General features: G+C 44.2%; 22 protein-coding genes. 3 read left to right on the top strand and 19 right to left on the bottom strand.

Annotated elements, in window-relative coordinates:
- Positions 1–14: 14 nt before the first annotated feature.
- From LDX50_RS21235 to LDX50_RS21205, 7 genes are all read right to left on the bottom strand, one after another.
- A complete protein-coding gene (locus LDX50_RS21235) occupies positions 15–1,262 on the bottom strand; it encodes a DUF418 domain-containing protein (RefSeq protein ID WP_225698218.1) in 1,248 nt (415 codons plus the stop codon).
- A 6-nt stretch (positions 1,263–1,268) separates the two neighbouring features.
- A complete protein-coding gene (locus LDX50_RS21230; RefSeq protein ID WP_225698217.1) occupies positions 1,269–3,428 on the bottom strand; it encodes a DUF5916 domain-containing protein in 2,160 nt (719 codons plus the stop codon).
- A gap of 106 nt (positions 3,429–3,534) precedes the next feature.
- On the bottom strand, positions 3,535–4,302 hold the full coding sequence (locus LDX50_RS21225) for an NIPSNAP family protein (RefSeq protein WP_225698216.1): 768 nt from the start codon (positions 4,300–4,302) through the stop codon (positions 3,535–3,537).
- Between the two features lie 51 nt (positions 4,303–4,353).
- Positions 4,354–5,283 carry a hypothetical protein gene (locus LDX50_RS21220; RefSeq protein WP_225698215.1) on the bottom strand — a complete coding sequence of 310 codons (930 nt, stop codon included), beginning with the start codon at positions 5,281–5,283 and terminating at the stop codon, positions 4,354–4,356.
- A gap of 153 nt (positions 5,284–5,436) precedes the next feature.
- A complete protein-coding gene (locus tag LDX50_RS21215) occupies positions 5,437–7,965 on the bottom strand; it encodes a c-type cytochrome (RefSeq protein WP_225698214.1) in 2,529 nt (842 codons plus the stop codon).
- 59 nt (positions 7,966–8,024) lie between these two features.
- Complete coding sequence (locus LDX50_RS21210) at positions 8,025–8,990, bottom strand: proline iminopeptidase-family hydrolase (protein ID WP_225698213.1); 966 nt, start codon at positions 8,988–8,990, stop codon at positions 8,025–8,027.
- Positions 8,991–9,024: 34 nt separating this feature from the next.
- Complete coding sequence (locus tag LDX50_RS21205; RefSeq protein WP_225698212.1) at positions 9,025–10,233, bottom strand: MFS transporter; 1,209 nt, start codon at positions 10,231–10,233, stop codon at positions 9,025–9,027.
- 141 nt (positions 10,234–10,374) lie between these two features.
- On the opposite strand from LDX50_RS21205, the gene LDX50_RS21200 reads away from it, so the two are divergent.
- The 3 genes from LDX50_RS21200 to LDX50_RS21190 all read left to right on the top strand — a co-directional run bounded on the left by LDX50_RS21200 (position 10,375) and on the right by LDX50_RS21190 (position 13,841).
- Positions 10,375–12,207, top strand: coding sequence for a helix-turn-helix domain-containing protein (locus LDX50_RS21200; RefSeq protein WP_225698211.1), 1,833 nt, complete (start codon positions 10,375–10,377; stop codon positions 12,205–12,207).
- 127 nt (positions 12,208–12,334) lie between these two features.
- Positions 12,335–12,997 (top strand): hypothetical protein, encoded by a 663-nt coding sequence (locus LDX50_RS21195; RefSeq protein WP_225698210.1) that lies wholly within the window; start codon positions 12,335–12,337, stop codon positions 12,995–12,997.
- A 115-nt stretch (positions 12,998–13,112) separates the two neighbouring features.
- Positions 13,113–13,841 carry a DUF6090 family protein gene (locus LDX50_RS21190; RefSeq protein WP_225698209.1) on the top strand — a complete coding sequence of 243 codons (729 nt, stop codon included), beginning with the start codon at positions 13,113–13,115 and terminating at the stop codon, positions 13,839–13,841.
- Positions 13,842–13,912: 71 nt separating this feature from the next.
- On the opposite strand, the gene LDX50_RS21185 is transcribed toward LDX50_RS21190, so the two are convergent.
- The 12 genes from LDX50_RS21185 to LDX50_RS21130 form a co-directional block, all read right to left on the bottom strand.
- Positions 13,913–15,013: a serine hydrolase domain-containing protein gene (locus LDX50_RS21185; protein ID WP_225698208.1), complete on the bottom strand. Its 1,101-nt coding sequence runs from the start codon at positions 15,011–15,013 to the stop codon at positions 13,913–13,915.
- Positions 15,014–15,041: 28 nt separating this feature from the next.
- Entirely contained in the window at positions 15,042–15,359 is a 318-nt protein-coding gene (locus LDX50_RS21180) for a TfoX/Sxy family protein (protein ID WP_225698207.1), read from the bottom strand.
- A 9-nt stretch (positions 15,360–15,368) separates the two neighbouring features.
- On the bottom strand, positions 15,369–15,707 hold the full coding sequence (locus LDX50_RS21175; RefSeq protein ID WP_225698206.1) for a VOC family protein: 339 nt from the start codon (positions 15,705–15,707) through the stop codon (positions 15,369–15,371).
- Positions 15,708–15,742: 35 nt separating this feature from the next.
- Entirely contained in the window at positions 15,743–16,321 is a 579-nt protein-coding gene (locus LDX50_RS21170) for a hypothetical protein (RefSeq protein WP_225698205.1), read from the bottom strand.
- A 36-nt stretch (positions 16,322–16,357) separates the two neighbouring features.
- Positions 16,358–17,890 carry an alpha/beta hydrolase gene (locus LDX50_RS21165; RefSeq protein ID WP_225698204.1) on the bottom strand — a complete coding sequence of 511 codons (1,533 nt, stop codon included), beginning with the start codon at positions 17,888–17,890 and terminating at the stop codon, positions 16,358–16,360.
- A 23-nt stretch (positions 17,891–17,913) separates the two neighbouring features.
- Positions 17,914–18,891, bottom strand: coding sequence for an NAD(P)-dependent alcohol dehydrogenase (locus LDX50_RS21160; protein WP_225698203.1), 978 nt, complete (start codon positions 18,889–18,891; stop codon positions 17,914–17,916).
- 101 nt (positions 18,892–18,992) lie between these two features.
- Complete coding sequence (locus LDX50_RS21155; protein ID WP_225698202.1) at positions 18,993–19,802, bottom strand: hypothetical protein; 810 nt, start codon at positions 19,800–19,802, stop codon at positions 18,993–18,995.
- Between the two features lie 237 nt (positions 19,803–20,039).
- A complete protein-coding gene (locus tag LDX50_RS21150; protein ID WP_225698201.1) occupies positions 20,040–20,225 on the bottom strand; it encodes a prominin family protein in 186 nt (61 codons plus the stop codon).
- Between the two features lie 127 nt (positions 20,226–20,352).
- Positions 20,353–21,012, bottom strand: coding sequence for a DUF6090 family protein (locus LDX50_RS21145; RefSeq protein WP_225698200.1), 660 nt, complete (start codon positions 21,010–21,012; stop codon positions 20,353–20,355).
- An 83-nt stretch (positions 21,013–21,095) separates the two neighbouring features.
- A complete protein-coding gene (locus tag LDX50_RS21140; protein ID WP_225698199.1) occupies positions 21,096–21,815 on the bottom strand; it encodes a DUF6090 family protein in 720 nt (239 codons plus the stop codon).
- Positions 21,816–21,929: 114 nt separating this feature from the next.
- Positions 21,930–23,936, bottom strand: coding sequence for a copper-translocating P-type ATPase (locus LDX50_RS21135; protein ID WP_225698198.1), 2,007 nt, complete (start codon positions 23,934–23,936; stop codon positions 21,930–21,932).
- 295 nt (positions 23,937–24,231) lie between these two features.
- Positions 24,232–26,208 carry a serine hydrolase gene (locus LDX50_RS21130; protein ID WP_225698197.1) on the bottom strand — a complete coding sequence of 659 codons (1,977 nt, stop codon included), beginning with the start codon at positions 26,206–26,208 and terminating at the stop codon, positions 24,232–24,234.
- Between the last annotated feature and the right edge of the window lie 15 nt (positions 26,209–26,223).

The following is a 26,223-nucleotide window of genomic DNA, read 5'->3' as shown; positions in this document are numbered from 1 at the left end:
CTGTGAAATTATAATTAACGGTAAGTTAGTTTGCGCCACAATGCTTCCAGCGGCCCCTGTTTATGGGTTTTCATCCACCATGTACTTGCTATCAGCTGGAATATCCAAATACCCGATACGATAAACAGAAGCTCATACCTGTTGAAGGTATTATACCTTCCGAATCCATATCCATAGAATATCAGGGCACAAATAATGCTTTGCATAATATAGTTTGTCAACGCCATTCGCCCGGCAAGCGAAATAGGGTTGAGGTCTTTTCCTTTCAAAACCTGGTGGTATAAACCATTCAGCACCAGGATATAGGCAACTCCCAACGTTTCCTTTGGCAGCGTGAACAACCATGATTGCCATACATTTTCTACCGGTTCGAAGTAGTGAAATGTCCAGTGATCATAGCGTAAATAATTGATTACAAGGGCAACGAAAAACAGAAGGAGAGTGGTTGACCAATACAATTTTTTATTCCTGATGTCTGAAAAAATTCCGGTTTTATAGAGAATAATACCAAGTATCATCATGATCAGGGTTCTGAAGAGTATTCCGGGGTATAGTATGTTTCCCTTATGTACCCCTGAGTGGTCAGCGTTTATCGTGATACTTTCAACAAGGCTTTTTCTCACAGTGGCAGTATCGGTTACGGCAATACCTTTTGATGTCCTCTTTTTCCATATCTCAATATCTTCAGCCTGTTGCCCCGTACGGTCTTCAGCGGGCAGACGCTGTGCCAGTATTGCCTGCTCATGGAGAAATTCTATCCTTTTGGCATTCTGATAACTGTTGTAGAACAAAATACCAGTAAAAATGAGGACCGTAATCATCAACTGTTTCAACTTGAATGATCTGAACGGGAACAGCAAAAAACCGCAGATGGCATAATGATATAATACGTCTCCATCCCAGATCACGTAAGCATGTATTACTCCGAAAATAAAGAGCCAAAGGAGACGTCGGGCATAAATGTCCATGGCTTTCAGTCCGAGCCCCTGTAGCCGCTCCAGGAACATGAAGAAGCCTACTCCAAAAAGCAATGTAAACATGCTGAAGAACTTTCCCTGTGCCAGAAAGTAAACCCAGAAACGGGTATTTGCATCGACCGCGGAATCAAATCCATATTTGAACGGACTCCATGGGTCATCATAGGCAAATGATTCAATATTGATCACCAGTATTCCGAGGACTGCAATTCCCCGAAGGAAATCCAATGAACCAAGTCGTTTGGTCGCCTGTATGGGCTGAGGATCATTTAGATTACCCTGCATTTGATGTTAAAGATTGAGCCAGTAGTTAAGTTTAATCACTATCGCCCTGTTTTTCACCTTAAAATTATTGGAATAGTAGTTATCCGTGTAGACAATGAATAGATCAGATACAGGGGCATATCGCCATTGAAAACGGGCGTTAAGATTTACATTATCGATCTGGTTATTGTACTGAAGCCAGGTAGTGAGAAATATCTTGTCGGTAAATGTGACATCGAGACGGGGCCCAACCAGCAGAAAGTCTGAATTATTTTCTTCTTCATCGAAAGTCAGACGGTTAAAATCGGCCGTCACAGCGATACTTCCATAGGGTTGAAAACGATAACTGAGCGAACCCTGGAGGTTTGTAAGCGTTCCATTGAAAAATCCCCCATACTTCACGCCGGCATTATAGGTCCACCGGTTGCGTCGGTCTGATGTCATTTGAAACTCAACCTGGCGAAAACGGTGCTCTGATCCGGCCGGCAGGGGCTCTTTATCGTTATTAGTAGGATCGAATGGTTCGGTCAGCTGGATAAAACTTTCTTCGTAACCAACCTGATAGCTTGCGGTATTCAATAATAACAGCTCATAGTTCAGACTCAGAATATGATCGGTAAACCCCCATCCTTCGGTGAAATAGAATTGATTGCGCAGGGTGGGGCCATGTCGGTTCACCACGGTTGATTTAGGGAACCATTTATAACCGACATCCGGATTAAGCCGCAGGTATCCCGTTCGGGGAACAAATCCTACCTCGGCGACATAATCACTTCCCACATATTGATGTTCCCATTCGAACGTGAGGTTCTGACCCGTGTATTCCAGTTGTAATCCATGCGAAAGATCCTGCTGATCCGGTGTGAAAGACCCATGTAGAAATACTTTTCCTTGCCAAAGATTGTTTGCAGAGAAGAGATTGAAGTCGGCACCCACGACCCTGTTCCATTTATTGGCCAGGCTATCGCCCTGCATCACGTCAAGGCCATCACGGTTCACCACCATGAATGCAATATTGGATCGCTCCATTACGCGCCGCTGGAAGGCCGCCACAAAATAATTCTGTCCGGGATAATTCACGCTGTCTACCCGATTGGTGATCATGTCCAGCACGCCGATCCGCCAGTCCTTATTGATCTTTCCGCTCAGGCGTGCCCCTGTAAGGATCGGATTGGTAAGCCCGATTCGTCGTGAAAAGAACGGGCGAATATTGCGGTCACCAAAGTTGGCAAACAGGTCACTGTTTTCGAGGAAAAACTGCCGGCGTTCCGGAAAGAATAATTCAAACCTGCTCAGGTTCGTCACCTGGCGATCCACTTCAACCTGTGAAAAATCCGGGTTCAGGGTAAGGTCCAGATTAAGCGAGGAGGTAACGGCGATCTTGGCGTCAAATCCCGCATCAAAGGTATAGTCGGTTTCACTGCCTTCTTCCTGATTCTTGATTGCTCTTCCGGATACATAGGGTATTACAGATATATTTGTTCCTGGTGGTGGAGGTGGCTTATCCCAGTGAAGGGTACCAACGAAAGCCAGTGAAGCGCTTGGAAATTGCCTGGGAACCGGGGCCCAGGAGGATTTTTCATTTCGCTTGTTGTCTAAACGTGAGAAATTGATGCCCCACTCATCTATACCTTCCTTGTACCGGATCGATTTGAAAGGTATCATATATTCATGTACCTGGCGTCCCTCTTCCCGGTTAACTTTTGAAAACCATTTATTGTCCCACTCAAGTCCGACTGTACCACCGTCGGATTGCAAACCATCCCATTGTGCCCCGCCTGCAGATGCACCAAAGGAAAAGCCGTTGGTTTTATCCTGAAACGTGTCCATGAAAAAGATGAAATTATCGTTAGCGGAAAAATTAAAATCACGGCGCAGCGATGCGATCAGGTTCTTGCCGGGCAGATCATCCCAGCAAATTACTGCCACATATATGTTTTCCTGGTCATAGGTCATCATAACTTCTGTTTTTGCTTCCGCAAAACCAGTATCCATAGGGGTAATTCTGTAAAAATCCTTTGCAACATCTGCTGTCTCCCAACTTTTCTCATCCAGAATACCATCAATTCTGATCGGATCTATTGCTTCCTTGATATTCAGATGAAATTTTTCAGAATTATTCTCCTGGGCCCGGAGTATTCCAGCGGGAGATATCAGTATTAAAAATATGAGAAGAGCTCTGTTCACTATGATTGTAAACAGGAAGGTTAGTTAAATGCCAATAGATTTCAAATTCAATTTTTATGACAGGTATATAAATGTTTTGAATTGAACCGGTATCGCCGGATGCGTCCTAAACAGGTTGTAGAAACAACCGGCGAATATTGGAAACCGAATTGGCATATTCCGGTTTCGCCGACATCCGTTTCCACTCCGGATGGTCAACGAATACCTTCCAGTTGGCGTCCCTTTCTTCCATATCTTTAAACCCAAGCATGTAAACGAGGCTTGGCCGGAACGGTCCGCTGATCATATCCCCGAAAAACACAGGATGAAGTCCGGTTTTATAGAAGAGATCGATTTCTTCGACATTAAACATCTTTATTTTACGGCGTGTTGCATCTTCCGAGTAGCCTTCGTAGGTGCGCAGTTCAAAAATTGATGCCCCTTCAATCGGGTTATTCATTTTTGGAAGACCGTCAAATGCAAGCAGGAGTGATGAAGTGTATCGATTATACAACGGGCGGTCTGCGGGTATAGCATCATATTCCTGTGCGGCAGAATTGAAGGTTTGATCGTTTTGCAGATTTTGCCCGGCCAGGTAAATGGCTACTGTAGGATAGGAAATCAATACGTGCAGATTTGAAGGGTTGCTCATGCCATATTCGCTGAAAAGGATGAAATGATTGACACCTGTTCGCTTCAATGCCGGCTGTAGCACATCCTTCAGATAATTGACAAGTAAAGATTGGTTGCTTCCAAATTTCACCTCATACGTTCTGAGCTCATAAAGCTCTTTTTCCTCGGCAAGAGATGAGGTGGCCGATGCCTTTCCAAATGTCATGGAAAGAGGTATTGCTGAAGTAAGGGAAGCGGCCTGAATAAATTTGCGTCGTTTCATGAGGCATGGTCTTTAGTTCAGGTGTAAGTTACAAATAACCCTTGAATGACTTTATTCAATAACCTCAAATCGTTTATACATATTTCGCTCAAGCGCTTGTGGCACTTCAGATATAAGCAGGTAGCTCCCGGTTTGAAGAGAAGCGCTGAAGTAACCCGTCTGACCGCCCGGTAATTCCTGTATGCCCCCCAGAAAAGTATAACCTTCTGGTGCCGGTGTTCGCAATGCTGTAAAATCTGCTGCGTTCAACCAGGCAGCCAGGGGAGCGATATCTGTATCGGCAGCGTCAAGGCGGACAATGTTAACATCATGTCCCATCATATTTTCGTACTTCTTCTGATCCTCAAAATGGACTGAAAATGTATACTCACCAGCCGGAATAGTATCGTTGAATTGAATTCCATTTGTGCTGGAAACAGAGATTCCCAAATCAGATGGAAGATCTTTCAGGGAAGATACAGCATCGGTTACGATAACTTCATTCAGCATACCCATCAGTGCATGAGGCCGGCCATTGGGCATACGAACATAACATTCCATGGCATATCTGCCCGGCTCCAGGAAAAATGTGGCATCTGCTTTACTGGCAGGGCCGAGAAGACCGACGCCACCTACATTTTCTACCTGGCTAAACCATTCCGGTATCTTGCCGAATTCCTGGAACCCTTCATCCATTTTGCCTTCGTCGAAAAGATCAAGTGCATTTTCAAAAACAGAAACAATATCGCTTTTATAATTCTCCAGGGTGATGCCCTCCGGTAATTTTTCAAAAACAAAAAAATGGATGTCCCCCGACTGGTTGTCGTATTCAAAAGTATGCCAGCCCGATGGAATCGTATCCGGCAGGTTGAACTCCATCGATCGGGTAGTCACAACTATCGGGGTGTAAGCAGGAGTTTCAGCTTTATCATTGCTTGTCTCAGTGCTGCATCCACAAAACAGAACCAAAGAAAAGCCGATCAGTATATGAAGGTGTTTCATTAGAAAGGTTTTTTTCCAATAATATAGTAAGTATGCGGCTTTTATGTCAAGTGACAGGTTCGAGTTCGCCAATTAAATTTTATCATAGAATCAACATCAAAGCTATAAAGACGGTCACCAAAAATCTCGCAGAGCGTTTCAATATCGCAGGTCTTATTTAGAATCGTTTCTGCTTTTACTCAGATAGGCCATCAGTTGGCGCAATTCTTCGTCATTGAGTGAATTGATCAGGCCCCCGGGCATCAACGATACCGGAGATGGCACCTGGGATTCAATGTTATCGGCAGCAATGGAAATTTCATCATTTCCAAATGGATTCACATTCACATATGCAGTATCATCGGTTGTTCGTGTTGTTCTTCCGACTACAGTATTCCCGTCTCTCAGCGCAAATAATGTTGCAGCATATTGGTCTGAAATTGACATACTTGGCGAGATCATTGCCATTAACAGGTCATAATTGGAGAAACGCGTACCTGCCTGTGTGAGGTCCGGACCTACATTACCGCCCAGGCCATCCATGCTGTGGCAGGATGCGCAGAGCAGCGCTTTGTATAACTCCTCGCCACGTTTCAGGTCTTTTCCTTCGAGCTGACCGTTCACAGCCTCCAGTGCCATGCTGATTTGCCAGTTTTTTCCAGGACCTGATGGAGGAGGAACATTTGAATCGTACGAGGGCTGGTTCAAAAGTGCTTCCCCCGAAATCTCAGCCAGTTGTTTACGTTCATCAGCCGGAACCTGATCCAGCGCCTCCAGGCGGATGCGCTCTACAAAACCAATATAACTCCACCCTCCGCTTTTTTGTAAAGCCCGATAGAACCACCGGAAATATCGTTCCCGAAGTTCCGGCGTCCAGCCGGACTCCTGATGGCTGAGTGCTCGTGCCAGGGCGATTCCCTGCTCAGCTGGCCTGTTTTCATGCATCGCTTTGATGGTAGGACCGTATTGTTCACTTCGTTCCAGCACATCTACCGGGGTGAGGTCGGCTTCAATGGTCGCCTCGGCCTGCTCCATTAAGGTGAGTGTAGGCTCAATTACTTCCGCATGGTCGAGATAGACAAGCATTTCGCTCATCTCCCGGTCAAGGGCGGCATTGCCGCCTGGATATGCGGGCAGGTTTGAACGGATGTCATTGTCTGGTGCGCCGAGCCTTGAAAAAATCAGGGCATATACGCGTACGAGGGCCAGCTTACTCTGGAGATCCAGCTTTTCGGGATCGACTGATTTAAGTTTTGAAAGTAAGGGATTCTTCAGACGGACATCATTCGAGTGTGCAGCCGCGATGGCAGCTTCAAATATGATGGAGGGTTGACTTTCTGCCTCAAGTTTGGAAAGCCATGAATCTGCAGGATGTTTCTCCAGGGCAACGCGCGCTGAATAACGGATGAAACGGTCATCGCTTGAAAGTCCGTTCCAGATTTCGTCCAACGGCACAGCAGGTTCCATAAGCGCATGCATCGCTGTGCGTGCCGAACTATTGGCGGAAGCCATTTGAACAGGATCGGTTGCAGCATTACCGGTATACCGGACACGGTAGAGATAGGAAGTTCCTCTTCTTCCCCCGGTGGTGAAATACATATTGCCATCCGGAGCGATAACCAGATCGGTGATTGCCAAAGGTGTGCCGGATAGGAATTCCGACTTTTTAGCGGAGTAGGAGGCTCCGTTTTCCGACAGATCGACTTTATAGATCGTTCCGAAACTCCAGTCGGAAATATACAGACTGCTCTGATATTCAGCTGGAAATTTTGCGCCATAACCAAACGTGATTCCGGTAGGTGAGCCCTGTCCGATGTCGATAACGGGAGGCAGGTTGTCGGGATAATATGCGGGCCATTTCCCTGAGCCTGTTCGCCACCCAAATTCTGCACCGGGTATGACATGACATACTCGTGTTGGCCGATACCAGGGAGATCCCAGATCCCATTCCATATCTGAGTCATAGGTGAAAAGCTCACCTTCAACGTTGAAAGCAATATCATAGGCATTTCGAAATCCTGAAGCAATGACGTTCCAGGATTGTCCATCATCGTCTGATCGCGCAATCCATCCTCCCGGAGGCTTTATGTTGTTGGCATGTCCGCGGGGGTCCAGAATTGCCGGGTACAACCGGTCCTCTTTCCAGTTCGCATTTAAAATTGATGTGGAGTTTTCGGGTACCAGTGTATGGTTTCCGGCAATGAGATAAAGTGACTTCCCGTCGGGGCCTTCAATAATGGCGTGTGGACCGTGTTCGCCTTCGCCTTCCAGGGAAATCAATTGTTTCACATCATCCAGTTCATCGTCACCATCTGAATCAGTGATCCTGTAAACCCCGCTTCCATTGAAGGTATCATTGGGGCGGGCGTTTACGGAAACGAACAGACCTCCGTCTTTCCAGAGAAGTCCCTGGGCGCTTCCGATATTAAGGTTAATGCTATCTACGGTTACCCCGGCACCTTCCAGGGTAATGCGATACAAGCGGCCATATTGATCTGAAGTAATTAACCGGCCATTGTCATCATAGGTCAGAGAAACCCATGAACCCTGTCCGTGTTCTGTTGGAGAGTATAACATAGTGGCTTCGAATCCTTCAGGAACAGTGATTATGGGGTAATCGCCATTAGCAGGATTGCCTGTCTCTTTTGTGGAACAGGAACAGTAAATTATGCAAAAGACGAGGGTAATATTCAAAAATTTCATTCGGGTCGATTCAGGGAGGTTAAAATTTTACGAGTTCACTGTGACTGAATTGGAACAGCTCATTCTTCAAGTTGATTCAGGAAGGTTCGCTGGACAGCAATCGTTTTTTCGGGGTTGCCCCAGGTAGTGAGATGAACTGCATTATCTATTATTTCCACCTTTGATCCGGGGACCATGTCTGCCCATTTACGTACATAACTTTCCTTTATTTCGTCGAATTCGCCCGCAGTGAACAGGGTTGGTACATTGATCTTTTTCAGGGTTTCAGTAGCGTCAAACGTTTCCAGTGTGCCAGTAACGTTAAACTCGCTGGCTCCCCACATATACCCATAAATCTCATTGTTCATCGTTGTAATTGTACTGTCAAAATCAGCCGCTGGCGGATTAGCTCCCCAGACATAATTTTCGTAAAACATATTCATGGCCGTTTCATAACCAGGGTTACTGAAATCACCAGAAATTTCTGCTTCATTGATTGCTTGTTTCAGGGAATCAGGGAAGGACTCCAGTAATTCCCGGGTACTGCTCATCCAGTCCTGGCTTACCAGGCACGGACTGGCAAAGGTAAGGGATGCTACGGCATCCTGGTGCGCTTCATAATAGGCTGCGGCCAGCATAGTGCCCCATGAATGACCCATAATGTGCCATTTTGAAATACCAAGATGGTTTCTCAATGCTTCCAGTTCACCAACGAACCTGTCCACAGTAAATAAGGTTGTATCACTGATATAATCAGATTTTCCACATCCCAGTTGATCGTATCGTATCACGGGCCTGTCTGAACTCAGATCCTCAAATGGTTTCAGGTAAATGCTTCCCACACCTGGTCCACCGTGTAATAATACCAACGGAACGGCATCACCGCTGCCGGAAACTTTATACCATATTTTTCCTCCTTCGACTTCTGCGAAACCTTCCCCTGCTTGAAGAGTGTTGGTGGATTCCTTAGGTTGACATCCTGCAACGAGGATGAGTGTGAGTAAAGCGAGTGCAAAAGGAATGAGGTAGTGATTTCTTTTTGTCATAAACGTGTTTTTTGATTGAAACAATATACAAAAACTATTGAGTTTGGAAGGCGTCCTGATCAGGCCTCAATAAATTCTTTTTCCTACTTTTAGCTGATAGCAGACCTGTGAGAGGTCCGATGAGCAGGGCTAAAAATATATATTGGACAGGGATGTTGTTTTGCAAAACATTCAGAAGCTGGATGCTGAATATGGTAATAGAAAAGCCAATACAATTTACAATGGTTAGTGCTGTTCCTTTGTTTTCCGGGATCGCGTTTTGAGCTACAAGTGTAGAGAAGAGGGGTGAATCTGCGATGACCACCATTCCCCAGCAAAGAAGAAATATGAGAAAAACTAACTGCGAGCCGGACATGAAGGCAACCGGACTGATCAGACAGCAAATTCCGGAAAGCGAAAGGGCGGTAAGTGCGGTACGTTTCGTTCCGAAGAGTTGTGAGAGATATCCTCCCGCAATACATGCGAGGCTGCCTGCGCCGATAATCAGGAATGACCAGAGCGGTATTGAAAATGTTGCCTGCGGGTGAAGTGACTTATAGGTTGTGAGCATTACCGGAACGAAAGCCCAAAAGGCATACAGTTCCCACATGTGTCCGAAATAGCCAAAAGCGGCTGAGCGGAAATCAGGCGCACTGAATACTTTAAAAAAAGCTGAAAACTGGAGTTTCTGACTTTTCCTTCGAAAGGGGCCATCAGGAACTAAAATTAATATCAGCGTTCCACCAAGAATTGCAAGTATTGATGTTATGATCAGCACAGATTTCCAGGGCAGGGAACCGGTCCATTGATTCAGCAGGTGGGGAAAAGCCGTACCCAGTACAAGAGCTCCAACGAGAAATCCCAAAGATTTACCCAGTCCCTTGTCAAAATAGTCTGAAGCTATTTTCATGCCCACCGGATAAATCCCTGCAAGGAAGAATCCGGTAGCGAAACGCCAGCTGATCAGCGTGGCGAAAGTGTTAAAATCCAATATGGTTAAGCCATTAAACAAAGCGCCAAATAGAGCGCTGATAAAAAAGACCCGGGAAGGGGAGTACCGGTCGGATATAGTGAGCAGGGCAAATACAAGCGTTCCGCAAATGAAACCGAATTGAACAGCCGAAGTAAGGTGTGGAAGTGCTGAGGAGGGCAGGTCATACGTGGCAACAAGTGATGCCATCACGCCATTACCGGCAAACCAAAGCGAGGTACAACAAAACTGTGAAAATACGATGACAGGAAGGATATGGCTTCGCACAGGCATGGCCGTAAGATAAAAAGATTTAATTATCAATGGGGGTATCAGGAATCATTAAAATAGTTACCGTTGCGAATGACTTAAATCAGTGTAAAAGAGTCCTGATTGGTTTACATTAAACCTGCCGGAATAACAAGAAGTGTAATCATGCCTACCATGTTTATTGAGGCCGTGAGATCTACCATACAGAACAATCTCTCCAGGGAGCATTATGGGGTGAATGAGTTGGCAGTGGATATGGGTATGAGCAGATCACAGCTTTTGCGCCGGATTAAGGAATCCACAGGGCTTTCTGTCTCAGAATTTATTCGAAATGAAAGACTCGGAGAGGCACGAGTTTTATTAAAAACAAGTGACCATTCAATTTCTGAAATTGCTTATTTGGTTGGCTTCAGCAGCCCTTCCTATTTTGTCAAATGCTTTCATGATAGCTATGGTGAAACGCCCGGGGATTTTCGGTCAGGACCGTCTGAATTAACCGGGACGCCGGAACGTCGAAGATCGGTTCCTATGCTGGGCATTATTTCACTAACAGGTGTATTTTTAATTCTGGCGATCTTGCTGGGAATATATTTTCCCCTGAATCGCGATGAGGTACCAGATTCAATTGCGGTATTGCCATTCTCAAACCTGAGTGAAGCGGAGGAATTTGTTTCCGATGGCCTTACTGAATCGGTCATAAATGATCTTGCAAGTGCAGACAGGTGGCGCGTTATATCGCGGGCATCGGTAATGCGCTTTAAGGATGATTTTCCAGGAACTGCGGAAATTGCCAGGCAACTGGATGTTGACCTGATCGTTAGTGGCTCCATTCAGCAAATAAAGGACAGTATCTGGGTAAATATTCAGCTCATAAAACCTTTGCCTGAAGAACATCAACGATGGATTAAGCGATATTCCTTTTCCAACATTGATATATTGAGTCTTTCGGAACTTATATCTGCCGATATTAAAAATCAACTTGACCCTGAATTTCCGGTGCTTTCAGAAATGGAAATAAATGAGTATTCAGAATCAAGAGAGTTGTATCTGAAGGGCGCTTACTTCCTGCAACATGAAACCCCTGCTGGACTGGAAAAGTCGATAAAATATCTGCTTCAATCTATCCAGCTGGATTCAACATATAGCCCGTCCTTTTCGGCACTTTCCAGGGCGTATATTTCACAAAACCGTTTTCTACAGGATATCGGGGAAAAGAAAATAAATCACGAAAAAAGTCTCAAGGCTGCAAGAAATGCATTGGCATTAAATAAAAATTCCGCATCGGCCTACATAGCGATGGCCAGGGTTAATCTATTGATCGACTGGGATTGGGGCGCGTTAAAGAGGAATTTGCAGCAAGCCCTTATGATCAATCCAAGCCTTTCAGAAGCTCATGAGTTGATGTCTCATTATTACGCCTTGCAGGGTGAATATTCACAAGCCATTGAAGAGGCCGCTACAGCCCGCAGACTGGATCCATTAAACCCTGCAGCCGGAACGTTACTGGCTGATCGATATTATATTGCATCTGAACTCGAAAATGCCATCGACACCTATCAGGGGGTATTGGAGCTTTTTCCTGATTACAGCTATGCCTGGGACGGTCTGGGTTACGCATATTTTTACTCAGGCAATAAACAACAAGCCTTAAAGTGCTGGCAAAATTTTCAGAATGTCATTGGCAATGAAGTTATCGCAGAATTTTATACGGAACAATCCTTTAACAGCAGTCTGCGCTATTGGCTGGAGAAAGCAATGGGCCCAACACCTCAGACCTGTTCAAACCCGACAGTAGTTGCGACAGTATATATGATGCTGGATCAACCTGTGGAGGCCATTGATTATCTTGAAATCGCCTTTGAGTTTCGGGATGAAAGGCTTCCGCTAATGCTGATAAGACCGGATTTCTATAATCTTAGAATTAATCCGAGGTTCAAATTCATTGCCGGTCAACTGGATATAACCCTGCCGGAACCCGCCTTCAGTACTGATCTCTGAAATGAAATTGCCTGCTGCGCCATCAGTCTTATTTTGGTATTAAAATTGACATGATTCGCTGCAAATTTGATAAGAATGACATAGCCTGTTTAGCGAAATTGATCCTGTAAATTAAACAATCAGAGCTATGAGAAACTTTATAATTTTTACAGGAATTTGGGCTTTGTCTTTCTTGCTTATAACAGCATGTGAAGACAGTGTCTATGATGAAATTGTTGAAGAACCCGTTAGTGAAACAGTTTCTTCCGATCAAAAAGGCAACGATCAATCCAGGGTCTATGGGTTTGACCAGTGGGGCTATAACTGGAATGCGCATCACTTTAATGGTAATGTCTGGAATGCTATCGTTGCAGATTACCTCTACCAGGGTGAGTTCTTCTGGCGGATTGATCCCTATACCGGGGATGATGAATCCTATCTTGAAAAATATCCGTGGGCTGATCAGATGCCATTTTGGGCATACAGGAATATGGAACTCGTCATGCACTGGAATGAGGGTCTGATTTCAAAGGATGGTGAATATCAGGATTGGCTGGATTCAGACGCATGGATCACATTCCACTACAAGCTTGGTAAGGGAAGTGATAAATGGTTTCAATTTCAAAAGTTTGTGGCGGCAAAATCAACGGATTATATAAAAGACGGTATGTGGTACGACCAGGATGGTAATCTTATTGGAATATTTCACGATTGGGATACGCTCATAATGATAGAAGTCCATGACGCCGGTCAACCACCTTATTTCAAAAGCCCTCTAAGTCCGGGTTTAGGAAAATATAAGCTCCGATAGTTGGCTTACTTAAGCAAAGCGCGGATCATTTTGGTCCGCGCTTTCATTTTACAGACCTGTGTTATTATCAAATGGAGAATTTGAAATATATATTTTTTCCTGCATCTTGACGGCCATGCGTACTTTTTTAAAAGGTAATAGAAGAAAGTCTCTTGACCGGATTCGGCACTACCTGGGTTATGCGGTAGGTGAGATTGTCCTGGTAGTGATTGGTATTCTGATTGCCCTTCAAATCAATAACTGGAATGGATTCAGAAAGGAGAGGAATCTTGAAAAAGAGATCCTGGTAGAAATTAAAAAATCACTTCTTTCAGACATCGAATATGAGTTACAACCGGAAATTGACCAGGCGCTTCAGGACGTCAGGAATTCGAATGAGATTCTGTTTGTATTGGATAATATGAAGGAAATGCCTGATTCCATAAGTCTTAAATTCCGTTCATTTATGTTTAGCAAGGACCTCGTTTGGGGGGTGACTGCCAACAAAACACTGGAGAATGAGGGCATTAAGGTCATCCAGAATCCATTGCTGAAAGAACGAATTGTAGAACTATACAATGTTAAATTTCCTTCTGCCAGGAATGCCGTTGACAATTTTGGAAATAATCTTATTGAATATTTCAGGCCAATGATGAGGGATCGATTTGTTTTCGCTTATAAAGATTTGGACTCAGTTCAATATTACCCGATCGATTATATCACATTGCGCCAGGATCAGCTTTTCCTGAATACGGTTCAGACGGCACGGCTAAATTTTAGAAATATCAGCAGGACATTGCTAAACCTCAGGCAGGAAATACTGGATACTGTTGAAATGATTGACAAAGAGTTGGAGGACAGCTGAGTTCTGGTTTGTCCATCGGCAAAAGGTTGTTTGAACGGCTTCGGGAAGAACCTTCCTGTCAGCAGCCTAAATTATTTAATCGAAGTATGTATGTTCTTCAGAATACTCCATGAATTTTTTTCAATGTCCCACTGGTTGTAGTTTCCTGCTGTGGTAACAATGACCATATCATTTTCGGAGTCAAAGAAAATGCGCTGATCACCATTTCCGACAGCAGCAGGAATTACATGTTCTCCATTTGAGTCTTTTAAATTGTACGTCCAGAATTGGTAACCATATCCTCCGCCACCGGGTCTTTCTACATGGGGGCTAAGTGATTCTTCAACCCAGGAAGCGGGAATAATCTGATCTCCATTATACATCCCTTTGTTGTGATAAAGAATTGCTAATTTCAACAAATCCGGCGAAGTGAGTCGTAAGCCGGATGCTGCGGCAGGCATCTCTGAACCAGGAAAGGTTGTCCATTCAGACCGCGTGATTCCTATTGGAGTGAAAACGTATTCCTTCGCAAATTCATGGACATTTTTTCCGCTCACTTTATGAATAATTTCCGCCAGAATCTCTGTGGTCCCACCGCTGTAATTCCATTCGGTTCCCGGGGAGGTGACCATCTTTCTACTCAGAATGAAGTCCACCTTATCCGGGCTTTCATCCATCTGGATTTCGCTGTTTTCTGGATTTGTGTAGGGAACATTTTCATTCCACTCCAATCCCGCAGTCATTGTAAGCAAATCCCTGATCGTAATATTTTCGCGGCCATCATTTTTGTACTGCTGATAGTCTTCAAAAAAGTCGAATACGGATTGGTCAGTACTTTTAATCAAGCCCATATCGATAGCTATTCCTATACAAGCCGAAACGACACTTTTTGAAACACTCCGCATATCATGAAGAACTGTATCTGTGTGCTGAACAAAACCAATCTTTTCACCCCAGATCTCATCTTCTCCCGGAAAGTATTCTTCGACAACCAGGCTATCATTCTTGTAAATAAGCAGACTATGGCGATTCGGATAAACCCCCGATCGGATACTGTCAAGGAGTAAATTAATATTAGCCATATCCAGGCCGATGTCCACGGATTTGTCCGGTTCATTCGTGGGTGGTTCCGAAGTATTACATCCAATTGAAAAAGTGAGCAGTATGATCAGGAGGATTCGGGCTGGATTCATATGAATTTAAGTGTGGGTGGTAAAGTGGTTATTTTTTCCTTTTTGGTGGAGGAAGTTCTTTCACAGTAATTTTTACAAGTTCACAAAGCCAGTCCCTGTCTTCCAGTTTGTCCTCTATTAAAAAACTGTTTTTTGCCCCGGGATAGGGGGGAGCTTCAGCCGGTTTTCCAATAAATGCCCTTCCGCCTTCCGTTGGTTTTACAAAAAATCGATTGTCACAAATCAAACCAAAAAACACCCCGTCGAGGTAGACGCCATATTCCCCGAACATTTTTTTAGCAAACACGTCTCCGGCAGCTTCAAGCTGGTCTGTAACGAAAGAAACAAATTCCTGGTCTGAAGCCATAAATCCGAATTAAATTTCGATAAGGTACAAAATATTACCATCGGGATCGCAAAAGGAATTCAGATTCGCCTGATCATTTTTATTTGGTTGCATCCTTAACCCTTTTTCCATTAAGTCTGACGTAGCTTTTTTTAAATCCGATACCCTGATTCCTATCTGAAGGTTATTTCCCTGAATAATTTCATCGGCAGTCGGATGAAGTCCCAGGTTAATGCCCGGGCCTTCAATGTCTGCCCAGTTGTTGCCAAACCGGTGTTTCAGTGTAAAACCGAGGGTTTCGGTATAGAATCGTATCGATGCTTCCAACGAATGGACCATGATTGTCAGGTTACAATTGATTATTTCCATAGCGTAGAATGTATTATCGTTAGTATGGTTAGCCTTTATTCAACCAATTCCCTTTTCCATAAATTTTCAAGTTGCGCTCTTAATTGTTCATAAACGGGCTGATAATCTTCCGAAGATTCAGTGCTGAACTTAAGTGAAACACTGTCAGGGTAGTGCCCCATTGAAATAAAATGGTTATCCATCGTATCCCTTTTGTTATAGAAAGTTGGTGTTTCCCCCTGGAAATCATAGAGATGCTCCGAAAGAATATGCGTGTAACCCGTTGCATCATTATTGATGATGGATTCCCATTTCAATTTCCGAACAGCCTGTATATCGTTACTTCTATTCAACAGGTAATGGGTGAATGTAAATCCATATTCTCCACAGGTCAGGGAATCAACCACGATGATCCTTTTATTTCCTGTGAAATGATAAACGTCCCCAAAACAATCACCGCCGCCGTAGGCATAAATACTGTCCAGCGTCATTCCATCTGTCTGAAAGACTGAAAGACCTGACATATCAATGACTGCCTCAGCAAACTGATTGTCATTACCAGCTTCTGTTGAGTTACTATTTTTCTGACACCCTGCGACAATAAGTATCAGGATAACAAGCATATCGTATTTCATAGGAGAAGTTAATGAAATACGCGATAAAATTTCTGTTTAGCGTACGGATTCGGCCATTTTTTCCTGTATTTTAAGAAGGGTCAACTGGTAGTTATAGTTCTCGCAATGTCCTTTCATCGGGGAAAATTCCACGACCGCGTCTGACTTCGGGTTTTCAGTAGTTTCCAGGAAATCAGCAAAGGCACGGGTTGCGGGATTAAGATAGAAGTTATCCATATCACCCATCCAGATATATACTTTGCCCTGAATTTTCGGCCCCAGTGTTTCCCAGTTCTCCTTTGCATGGATCTTAAAATCATATTTTTTCCAGTGTTCAGCAACCTCATGATCTATTTCACCCGATTCGGGATCGAATACCGGCAGGGGTAAACCATCAGACCCTTTGGGACTGTACAGTGCGGTGTGTGCACTGAATTGGCCGCCAGACTTGACATAAGTATTCGTTGTGCTCAAAACATTTTCATAGTTAATAAAATCCTGAAGGGAAAGCATCGGCTCGCCCAGGACACTACGCATCACAGGTCTCTTGTATCCGAATTCATTGTAATAGGCATTTTCATCCTTGTAAATGTTAATGAGTTGATAATTCTCAAATTCAATGGCATCCGGACTGAAGGAAAAAACACCCCCGAATGTATCAGGGTAATAAAGCTGCAGACCCAGTGATACCCATCCGCCAGTTGAGCATCCGTCAACAAACCGTGTAGCCGCGTCATCGGTACCGCGGTATTTGCTTTCGATATAGGGAATCAGTTCATTGATGAGAGCATAGCCGTACGGACCGCTGTTTTCAGAATCCATCTGGTAGGAGTCACCGTATGGACCTTCTCCATCGAGGAATACGCTGATGATTTGCGGAGCTTCTTCTGAATCCCACCAGGACATAAATTTCTCATCGTTCAGCAGGTAATTGATCCTGGTATAACGGCCTCCATACCCCGCTACATTGTAGCGAATGGTATAGACATTCCCCGGTTGATAGTTGTGTGGAAACAGGATCGATGCTTTCAGGTGAACTGGTTTCTTCCACCAGCTCGACAACGTATCGCTTTTGAAATCTATTACCGTGGCAAGTGGACTTTCAGTGATCGACCTTTCACCTATTTTTTTATCAAGTGAAAATACCGCGGTCGCATCGTCGGACAAATTGACCGGTTGTTTTTCTGAATATAGGTTTCCCGGCGCATTGATTCGGGATTCCTCTTCATCCTGATCCCACAATACTTGCACGAAGTATTCACCAGCCGGAACATTATCCAGATTCCAGCTTGCTGTGGAAGACCAGTCCTCCGTTTTTCCAATAATCAGGGGATTGGTCATATCCCATCCCGATAAATTTTTAGCGAAAATTTCAGTTCGTGACATCGGGTTTGGCCAGGTTTGAGTTCTTGGTTCGACCTGAGGATTCTGCGACAGAAAGATATACAATCGCCCGGCGTCCCTGAAGTCATCTTTCATTTGATCTGAAACGGAAATAGTGATGGTGAGTTTACTCTCCTGCGCATGAGATCCAAAAGAGAACGTCATCAGGATGAACATGAGCGCAGCACTGCGGTATATAATTTTCATGATTGGTAATGGTTTTGCGTGCGTTAAGTTTCCGGGTTTTGGACCTTCAGAATTACATTTCCTGTTTTTTGTCCTGAGAGTACATAGGCATAGGCTTCTTTTACTTCTTCCAATGAATACATCCGGTCGATAAGAGGCTTGAATGCTCCCGCACTGATCAGTTCCGCGGAAAATTTCAGGCTTTCGTTTATGTTGAGAGGTATCGGGAATTTAACTTTTCTCCCGCTTGATACTGGTGCTATCATTGCAAGAAACGGGTTTTCATAATTCGGTCCTAATTCTGAAGAAATGTATATTCCCCTGGCGGACAGGAGTCGCTTGCACTTTCCGTAGCTGCTTTTGCCTACCGCATCAAAAACATAATCATAAATTTCATTCTCTTTGGTAAAGTCGGCAGAGGTGTAATCAATAATTCTGTCCGCGCCAAGTTCTTTTACGATATCTGCATGTTCACCTCTGCAGGTGGCAGTTACACTGAGACCATGGTATTTCAGCATCTGAATAAGGGCTGAGCCAATGGCGCCGGTGCCGCCATTCACCATGGCTTTTTGGCTGGGTTTTAAGGATACTTTGTTTATGAAATTATAGGCATAATGAACACCTTCAATACAAGCGACTCCTTCAATTGGGTTAATGGAGTCAGGCATCAATTCGATACCCCTGTTTTCATTGAATATCATATATTCCGCCTGGGAAGCAGCCTTTCCGGAATCATCAAACCCCCAAACCCTGTCACCTGGTTTGAATTTTTTTACCTTTTCGCCGACTTCCACAATTTCACCGGTGAAATCTGTTCCGGGAACCGGGTATTTGGGCGTGACGAGTCCCATGATAAGTTGCATGATCAGCGGTTTCCCCGTGAGATTGGCGCAATCGGTGCGGTTCACTGTGGTTGCTGTCACTTTAATGATCACATCATTCTCGGAGGGGCCAGGAACCGGTAATTCCTTGATTTGAAGAACTTCCTGGTTTCCATAGGATGTGCGGTATGCGGCTTTCATACTGCTAGTAATTCATTTTTGATCAGGATTCAAACGGTCTGATGATAAATGGGTTTATTCAAAGTTCAGCGATGAATCATGATTTTAAAGTGATGCACACTTCAGTTATTTCGAACCATGATTAGTAATGAGTCGACCTCAGCCTGGCGATTCCTGATATAACTCAAAGTTACATGAAGTTCGGCCAGTCTGCCGCGAAGTGCATTGGCCAGTTCCGGATCACCAGACAAAGCCTGGGCGGTCCTCAAAACATCATCTGAATTCGGGGGTGGAGGACAGGCAGGAAGGTATTTGGCGCTTTCACTGATATTCGTAGCGGTATTTGCCACCTGTTCAAATGAATAGCAATTTTCCCAAATATAACGCTGGATTCGCCAGGGAGTCCGCTCCCTGATCATTTTCCTGTAGAAATCGGGTCCTCCGAATGTTATGCCTATTTCTTCCTGGGCATCCTTGTAATAGGAAGCCATCACATCCTGAACCAGCGGGCCGCCTATAAGATCCAGGTTTCCAGCGTTCTGCAGTTCCACGTATGTTTGATCTTTCGGACGGAAAGGCCAGATCTGACTTGCCTGGTATGCGGCGTAGACAGATTCCCAGGGGTCGTTCAATGCTTCCGGATCACCGTTGAGCAAGGGAAGCGCTTTTTCTCCAAAGGCCAACGCTTCCATGAAATAACGTGTGCGGATGGCATAAATTTCCTGATCGCTCCTGAGGTCCTGTGCGAGCCGGTTCCTGGCTTGGTTTCCAGCGGCCAGCCGTACAGATTCGGCGTACATACTATTGATCTGAAGAGCTATTAAAATGCCGATTACAACCAGAATAATTTCACCTGTCGCGTAGACGAGGTATTTGCTTATTCTGTTTTCGGACAGAAGCTTTAACCGATCCTTTCTGAATAATTTTAGCATATGGATCAAAAGGTACTAAAATATTTAATTAGCTCACGTGGTTTTTGTTGGCAGAATATCTGCAGGCTGGATTTTGATGAGGCAGGCTTGCCGCTTTGGGCACTTTCTATGCTTGTTGCTGTATTTTTCTGAACAGCGATAGTTTTTTCTTAGATACTTAAATCCCGTACGGATCAATTTTGTGGTTGTCCGTTTAGGTACCTATATTTTCCCCTGAAGGGGGAATGGGGTACACCGCTAATGCGTCTCACTGTAATGCGAGAGGAAGGGAACGATGACCAGCCCCAGTCCAATGCCGATCAACAGCGATGCAACCATGATAAAAGGCGATATGGTGAGGAAAATAAATCCAACTCCAAGCCCCATCAGGGTCGTTCCGCCGATGACCCATGTGCTCCGATCCTGTTTTTGTTGCGCAGACATGGTAAAATGGTTTTGATGATGAGATAAATTACCATCATCAGATGAATTTTAACCTGATGATCATCAATGCGAAAAACTACTTTAATCAGAAGACCTTTGGACAAGGGTGGCAGGAAGATACTACAATTCAGTTCGAAATTTCAGATTTAATCAGGGTCATCAGATTTCCAATCTGCCTTTGTGCATGGTTGTAGGAATTAATATGCTGATCTGTCTCATTGAGTGCGAAGATCGTATAGTTTCGAATTTCTATACCATAGAAAAAATCGGGATCCGCCACTTCCAGATTTGACATATCCACCTGCCTCAACAGCATCGGGAAATAATTATCATCCAGTGCCTGAAGAAAATTCTTCTGCATGAAGTCAATATTTTCATAGATTTTCAGCAATCGAAGCAGCTCCCGTTTAATTTCCTCCGATTGGATAAGTTTCAGGTCTCCGCTTTGCATCATCGATATGAGGGTGAGATTGTCAGGAGTGAAAAAATCATAGCTTCCAATTTCGATCACCTTAAATAAGATGCTGTCAACGGGTGCCCTGGCTGAAATTAATTCAAGACCCGCGGAAAGCTTTTCCTGTTTTAATTCATTAATACGTACGTTTCTGGACAACCGTGCGCTGTCAATTTTCAGATCATGAAGAATGTCTTTTAAATAAACGATCTCCTGAACACGTTCTTTTTCACGTACCGACACATTATTCAGCCAGAATGCAATGGTAATGCCAATGATTACGATGAATAATTCGATTAAATGATTGGTCCAGTTGATCCTGTTTTTTTTCATTGCTCCATATTTCAGAATGATAATATAATAAGCTTTGGAATTTTTTCACATCCCATATTGGATGTTTTCCGGAAGAGCAATACCTACCGTAGTCTCTCTTTTTCTTCGGACAAAAGGACCAGCATACTGTCGATGGAAGCCATGAGACTTTCTTCCTCTTCAATGGATTCATGCCGCAACACAAGCAGATTTGCCGTATAGGACTCAAGCGTTTGGCTCATAAAGACTTTATTCATTTCATGTGGAAACTGGCTTACCGGTATGGAGGAGTACCGTTGATGCCAGGCATCACTGAATCCAATATAGTTGAAAAGTATGGGCCGAAACTGATTGTTGCGAACATCCTTGAATTCCAGTGCACTTTCCCCGGCATCTAATGCATAATCCTCAAATGATGCCAGCAATGACCGTAATTCCTCATTTCGAATGTTCCCGATCTGACCTGTTGAAACGGCCGATTTTAATACCCCTTTGTTTGGGTCAAACGTAAAGTTTTCTCCGAATTTATTGAATAGTTGAAAAAGACTATCCTGGTTAAGGTGATCCACCGGCCGGCCAAAAAGTTGCATCAGTTTCTTTCCTGCTTCCAGGTTTTCATAATGCTTTGAAAAAACAATTTGCAGCTGAGCTTTATTCTGTTGCACCTCCGACTCAAGGGCAATCAGCAGATTTCGGGTATTAATGCGTGTAATACGTTCCTGGTTCCAGTTATTTACCTGGAGTGCAACCAGAATTCCGATTACAACAAGTATGATCTCTCCAATGGCATATTTTAAATACCTGGATACTTTTTCGTTTCCCATTTGAGCAAATTTGACCCTTTTCAGCATTCAGTCTTAGCTTAGTTGTGATCGTAATATAGGAATAATTTTTCCCGGGTCTTCCAGTAATGAACCTGTACCAGACTCATGCTAGGGTCAATGCTTCATTTGCCTGCGTAACAGTTGGGCATTCAGCGCCACGATAACAGTACTCAGACTCATCAGGACAGCACCAATTGCCGGGCTTAGAATGATCCCGATACCTGCCAGCACACCGGCAGCAAGCGGTACCGCAACGATGTTATATCCAGCCGCCCACCACAGGTTTTGCATCATCTTTTTATAGGTAGCAGTACCAAAAAGAATGAGGTTGGAGATGTCTTTCGGATTACTGTTGACCAGTAAAATATCCGCAGTTTCAGCTGCTACATCAGTGCCCGAACCAACTGCAATTCCAACGTTCGCCTGAGCCAGTGCTGGGGCATCATTCACACCATCACCCGTCATAGCCACAAATTCACCTTTTTCCTGCAAATCCTTAATGATTTGTTGCTTGTCTTCCGGAAGAACCTCAGCATAATAATCGTCCAGGCCAAGTGTTTCGCTAACTGCCCTGGCCACTTTTTCATTATCTCCGGTGGCCATTAAAACCTTGATTCCCCTGTTTTTTAGTGTTTTGATTGCCTCGAAAGAGTCTTCACGTATTTCATCAGCCAGCGCGATGTAACCCAGTAGTTTATCTTCAGAAACAACGAATACCACTGTTTCATCATCTGATTTGAATGCATCCTCCGGTTGATCTATTCCCAATTCGGAAAGCATTCCGGGACTTACAATTTTGTATTCCTTCCCATTTACGGAAGCCTGTATTCCTTTTCCGGTTATATTTTTAAAATTCTCTGCTTCATCCAATTCAAGGTTACCGGATTTGGATTTGTTAACAATCCCTGCAGCAATCGGGTGTTCTGAGTTGTTTTCGATGGACGCGGCTACCTGGAGAAGTTCATCATCACTCATGCCATCCTGAGTACTTTTAAACCGGGTTACCCCAAATTCACCTTTGGTTAGCGTTCCGGTTTTATCAAATATGACAGTCGTGATCTTTCTTGAATTTTCAAACGCTGTTCTGTTTCGAACCAATAATCCATTTTTTGCTGAAACGGCCGTAGAAATTGCTACCACGAGGGGAATGGCAAGCCCCAGCGCGTGCGGACAAGAAATAATCATTACAGTCACCATTCTTTCAAGTGAATACTCAAAATCCTTCCCCAACAGGAGCCACACAATCAATGTAATGATCCCTGCGCCAAGTGCTAAATAAAAGAGCCATGAAGCTGCTTTATCTGCCAGGTTTTGTGTTTTTGATTTGGATTGCTGGGCTTCCCTGACCATTGTGATCACTTTCGACAGGTAGGAATCCTCGCTGCCATGCTTTACCCGGATTTTAAGAGATCCGTTGTCATTGATCGACCCGCCAATGACCTCGTCTCCTTCCTTCTTAGGGACGGGCATGGATTCACCGGTAAGCATAGATTCATTAACATTACTTTCGCCGTTGATAATGAGACCATCGGCTGGAATTTTTTCGCCGGGTCTTACCAGGATGATGTCATCACTCTTTAATTCAGAGATTGGCACATCCTGATCTTCGCCGTTTTCATTTATTTTTCGGGCTTCTGATGGCATCATTTTAGCAAGTTCCTGTAATGAATTAGATGCGCTCATCACCGATTTCATTTCAATCCAATGACCTAAAAGCATAATAACTATCAGGCTGGCGAGTTCCCAGAAGAATATTTTTCCCTCGAGCCCAAAAACCACTGCAGAACTATAGAAATATGCAACTGAAATTGCCAGTGCGATCAAGGTCATCATTCCCGGTGACCTTTCCCTTATTTCATCTGCCATTCCTTTAAGAAACGGCCAGCCGCCATAGAAGAATATTATCGATGACAGCACAAATTGAACATACCGGTCTCCTTTAAAACCAAGTTCATAGCCCAGCAGGCTTTGAATCATCGGCGCAAGAACAATGATGGGAATTGTTATGATTAAGGAAATCCAGAAACGTTTTCGGAAGTCACCGATCATGTGATCGTGATGATCATGGTGATCATTTGACTTTTCTGGTTTTGAATTTGTATGGTGAGCATGACTATTCATGACGGTATGGGTAGGGTACTCTGATTAATGGTAAGAGATATAGATAAGCTACCACTATAAATGGTTCAAATCCAAAGAATCAAAGACAAATTCATGAACTCTTTTAAATACTATTCGAGGGCCGCACATCCCTCAGGCTCCACTGTAAAGGAAATATTCAGGATTTTCCATCCCTCGTTCATTTTGAACAGTGTAAAAACATCTACACCACAGTGGTTGAAAGTATCATTAATATCCAGTGTATAAGGTATCCGGGCAACTCAAAAAGCCCGCGCGATACAAGAGAATACTAACCTTATTCATTTCCAACTTTTTTAAATCTGAGGTTTTGAACCCGTCCCGATGATGCCTGGCATCCGGTAATTTCATTTTTTTCATTACGTAAAAACTCGACCTGTCCAAAGAACCAGGTGGTGGAACGGAATGCATCTGGTTTTTCAGGGATAAGTTCAAAATCGCTATGACGGATATGCTGAGCCATCAGTTTACCATCAACCTCCTTGAATGTATAAGTGGTTAACAACTCTTCACTGAAATATTCGCCCTCATATTCTGACAGATCCACGCTTGAAGGCTCGAAAGGTGCTATGCGCTTTCCCGGATAAGTTTCTCCGTCGGCCTCTACCCGTAGCGTGGCTGCCTTTTCTTCGGTGATGTTCTCAAAGTTGAATACCACATCTGCGTTTGGTATGTAAAAGGTGTTCTCATTTCGGGCCAGCAATTTATTCTTTCCACCCGTTGTTTGGAAGAACAGGTGTTGATCCTCACTGGTTATTTTGGCAATAAAACCGGCATCCATTTCATAATTTCCGATATAACGCTCCAGAATTGTATCATCCAACGGAACATCCGCCATTTCTGAATCGGTGGATTTAACGTCTTCAATCAGCAGATCAGACAGAAAAACATCAGTCACTTTATGCGCCATTGCCCCGGAATTGAATCCTCCGTCGTTGCTAAATACCGAAACTGCCACGTTCTGATCCGGAAAACGCGCCAGGTACGTGCGGTACCCGGCATCGGCCCCTCCATGCTGAATTTCTTTCAGGCCTTTATATTCACCGACGAACTGACCCAGCGCACCGCCAAACGTTTCGCCATTATTGAGTACATAGGGTGTATTCATTTCCTCTACGATTCCGGCATTTCCAACTTTTAGTGTCCTGAAATTATCAGCCCACAGGCTCAGGTCTTCAACGGTAGTGAAAAGACTGGTTGCACCTGCAATTGCGTAGCTCAATACACGTTTCTCATATCCATCTTCAGATGATCCGTACGAGTAGGCGCGGTTTGGTACAATTCGCTCATGATCATCATAGAATAAGGTATTCTTCATTCCTAACGGCTTGAAAATTTGCTCTTCTGTAAATTCCGGAAATGATTTGCCTGAAACGCGGGCGACTACTTCTGCAAGCAACGTGAATCCTGTATTGCAATAAGTATACTTTTCCCCTGGCTGAAAATTCAGCTCCTTTTGCCGGCTTACAAGTTTAAGAACCTGTTCGGTTGTTATTACATCATCGAGGCGCCACCCTGCCATTGCCAGCAGGTTCCATTGATCCCGAAGTCCGCTTGTATGTGATGCAAGATGCCGAAGTGTGATCGTTGTGCCGAAGTCAGGAACCTCGGGGATATATGTACGGATATCGTCATCAAGCGATAATTTACCTTCATCCTGTAACAGCAATATCGAAAAAGCAGTGAATTGCTTGGATACAGATGCGATATGAAAGATTGTGGCAGGTGTAATCGGTACATCATATTCCAGTGTGGCCATTCCATAGCCTTTAGAAAAGATAATCTTCCCCTCTTTCATAACCGCAACCGAGGCGCCAGGAGTGTGGTCAGTATCCCATGCGCTGAATATTTCATCCACCTTACCCGCCTGGGCAGTGGCTCGTTTCCGGGTCTCAACCACAGTAATGGAGTACATGCCGGTATCATTTTCTTCCAGAGAGGTAATCTCGAGTGAGTAATCCCCGGATGTTTCTGAACCAATGGTTATATGTTCGATGCTGTTCGGACCGTCGAATGTCTCCAGCCTGGTTCCTGATGGATCATAGGTGACAACCTCGACGTCTGCCTCCATCTGATTAACCTTCAGAATTACAAACTGATCTTTCTGGATTGAAATTGTATACCGATGTTTCGCGGCGGGTTCGATATCAGACTTGATGATGGTTTCGGGGCTAATATGTCCCTTTTCAGTTTGGGCACTTGCGCAGGTGATGGTGAGCGCCAGCAGGAATAAGAGTCTTTTAGGGTGCTTCATGGTGATATTTAATGT

It is taken from the genome of Fulvivirga sedimenti (genome assembly GCF_020328055.1).
Note: the sequence above shows the minus strand (reverse complement) of the source record. Positions and strands in the feature narration are given on the sequence as shown.